Origin of the sequence: Streptomyces sp. NPDC057474 (assembly GCF_042802555.1) — a bacterium.
GTDB lineage: Bacteria > Actinomycetota > Actinomycetes > Streptomycetales > Streptomycetaceae > Streptomyces.
Genome location: NZ_JBHVDX010000461.1, coordinates 1 through 2,554, shown reverse-complemented (window position 1 = coordinate 2,554; position 2,554 = coordinate 1). Strand labels below are relative to the sequence as shown.

Below are 2,554 nucleotides of genomic sequence, written 5' to 3'. Positions count from 1 at the left end.
GGACGCCCGATCCTCCGCCACGCAGGACGCCCGATCCTCCGCCACGCAGGACGCCCGATCCTCCGCCACGCAGGACGCCCGATCCTCCGCCACGCAGGACGCCCGATCCTCCGCCACGCGGGGCACCTGGTCCGCCGCGTCCGCCGCTGTGCCTGCGGCCGTGTCCGACGCTGCCACCTCGTCCGCTGCCTCTGCTGCCGCCCCCGGCGGTGTGCCCGCCGCCGCCTCACCCGCAGCCCGCGCCGCCATGTGCGCCGCTGTGTCGTCGCCCCCGAAATAGGCCCCGGCGATCACGATCACCGCCTCTGCCACCGCTTCCGGCTCGGGCATCCCCAGTGCTTCGGCGAGGGTGCGTACGACCTGGGTCCGCACCTCTCCCTCCGGCTCGGTGGCTGCCGCCCGCCGCAGGGAGACGGGATCCAGCCGGGCGAGTTCCGCCTCGACCAGAGCCCGGCGCCGACGGTGCGGCTCCCCGGAGCTGAACCGGGCCACGGTGGCACGCAACCAGGCGATGCCCGCGGCCGGCCCCTCGTACGCGGCGGGCGGTTCAGGGACGAGGGCCGGGTCGGCGAGCGCCGCCCGCACATCCGCGTAGCGGTCGAGCCGATGCGTCGTACGCGTCAGGTGCGTCAGGTGCGTCATGGTCCCGATGCTGGGGCCGGAACAGTTCGGCGCCGCCCGAACCGTCCTCGCGGCATCATGGCGGCATGTCCCCGCTCGCCGAGACCGCCGGCCTGCTCGCCGACCGTACCCGGGCCGCCTTCTGCCTGGCCCTGCTCGACGGCCGTGCCTGGACCGCGGGCGAGCTCGCCCGGCACGCGGGAGTGCGTGCCTCCACCGCCAGCGAGCAGCTCACCCGCCTCGTCGAGGGCGGGCTGCTCGCCGAGGAGCGCCAGGGCAGGCACCGCTATGTCCGGCTCGCCGGCCCGGAGGCGGCCGCCCTGATCGAAGCCCTCGCCTCGTACGCCCCGGACGCCACCCGCCCACGCAACCTGAGCCACTCGGTACGGCTCGACGCCGAGGCCAGGGCCCGCACCTGCTACGACCACCTGGCGGGGCGACTGGGCGTGGCCCTGGCCGACGCGATGATCGCCCGCGACCTGGTCGCCGCCGACTCGGGGCTGTCCGTCACCCCGGCGGGCCGGAACTGGCTGGCCGAAACGTTGGCCTACCGGCACCCCGAGGACACCCGACGTCCCTTGGTACGGAGCTGTCTGGACCGGACGGAACGCCGACCGCACCTGGCCGGGGCCCTGGGAGCGGCCCTGTACGCCGCCGCCATGGAGCGACAGTGGGTACGCCGGGTCGGCTCCGGCCGCGCGGTGAAGGTGACCCCGGCCGGGAGCGAGGCGTTCCGGGAACTGCTGGGGATGAGGGTCGGGTAGGAGAGGCCGAGGCGACGGCGGGGTGCGCTGAGGGCGCGGAGGGCGAGGGCACGGAGGACAAGGGCGCGGAGGACAGAGGACAAGGGCGCGGTCGTGGCCGTGCGTCAGGTCTTCAGCTCGTCGTACGTGACCCCGGTGAGTCGCTCCGAGGCGGCCCAAAGGCGTTCGCCCGCCTGGTCGTTGAGGGTCCAGGGCGCTCGGCTGGACGGTCCCGGAGCGCCGCGCCACATCGCGAAGGACGGGCCGATGAAGGAGTCGGGAAGTACGCCGGGGGCGGTCGCCGCGTACAGCGTGGGCAGGGCACCGGCTTCGGCGGACTGGGCGAATATGCGGTTGCCGACGCGCATGAAGCGCTCGACGCCCTTGCGGCCCTCGGCGGTGGGGCCGGCCGTCTGGAGGTTGGTCGCCGCGTAGCCGGGGTGCGCGGCCGCCGCGACGATCTCCGAGCCGTTGGCGGCCAGCCGCCGGGCCAGCTCGTGGGTGAAGAGCAGATTGGCGGTCTTGGAGCGGCCGTAGGCGAGCCAACGCCCGTACTTCCGCTCGGCGTTGAGGTCGTCGATGTCGATGTTCGCCCTCATGTGCATGCTGCTGGAGACGGTCACGACGCGGGCGCCGGGCGTGGCCAGGAGCATCGGCAGCAGCAGCCCGGTGAGGGCAAAGTGGCCCAGGTGGTTGGTCCCGAACTGTGTCTCGAAGCCGTCGGCCGTGCGGCCCTGCGCCACGGCCATCACACCCGCGTTGTTGACGAGCAGATCCAGCCGGTCGCTCGCGTGCCGGTACGCCTCCGCGAAGTCCCGTACGGAGGCCAGGTCCCCGAGGTCGAGCCGTATCAACTCAACGCTCCCGTCCGGGACTTCGGAACTCATCCGTCCCAGCGCCGCGGCGCCTCGCTCCGCACCCCGACAGGCGAGGACGACATGGGCGCCACGACGGGCGAGTTCCCGGGCGGCGACATATCCGATGCCGCTGTTGGCACCGGTCACGACAGCGGCACGGCCGCGCTGATCGGGGATGTCGCGCACGTTCCAGCCCGCCATGACGCCACCTTCCCGAAACGCTTCTGAGCCGTTTAAGCGTAGACCCGCCGAGGGTGTTGCGGGAGGTGTGTCGTCTGCGGGTGGGTGGCGGCATGTCGCGCAGTTCCCCGCGCCCCTGAAAACCCGCGCCCC

Annotated in this window: 2 protein-coding genes and 1 pseudogene; 1 reads left to right on the top strand and 2 read right to left on the bottom strand. The window is 73.6% G+C overall.

What is annotated here, in order from left to right; translation table 11 throughout:
* Window positions 1–642, bottom strand: a pseudogene (locus tag ACFU53_RS47680) (hypothetical protein); the annotation flags it as partial.
* Window positions 643–707: 65 nt separating this feature from the next.
* Between ACFU53_RS47680 and ACFU53_RS47675 the strand changes: the two are divergent.
* Complete coding sequence (locus ACFU53_RS47675; protein WP_384006831.1) at window positions 708–1,385, top strand: ArsR/SmtB family transcription factor; 678 nt, start codon at window positions 708–710, stop codon at window positions 1,383–1,385.
* Window positions 1,386–1,489: 104 nt separating this feature from the next.
* Here the strand turns inward: ACFU53_RS47675 and ACFU53_RS47670 are convergent, their stop codons facing one another.
* The gene (locus tag ACFU53_RS47670) at window positions 1,490–2,422 is read right to left on the bottom strand and encodes an oxidoreductase (RefSeq protein ID WP_384006828.1); all 933 of its coding nucleotides are present in this window, start codon (window positions 2,420–2,422) and stop codon (window positions 1,490–1,492) included.
* Window positions 2,423–2,554 lie beyond the last annotated feature (132 nt).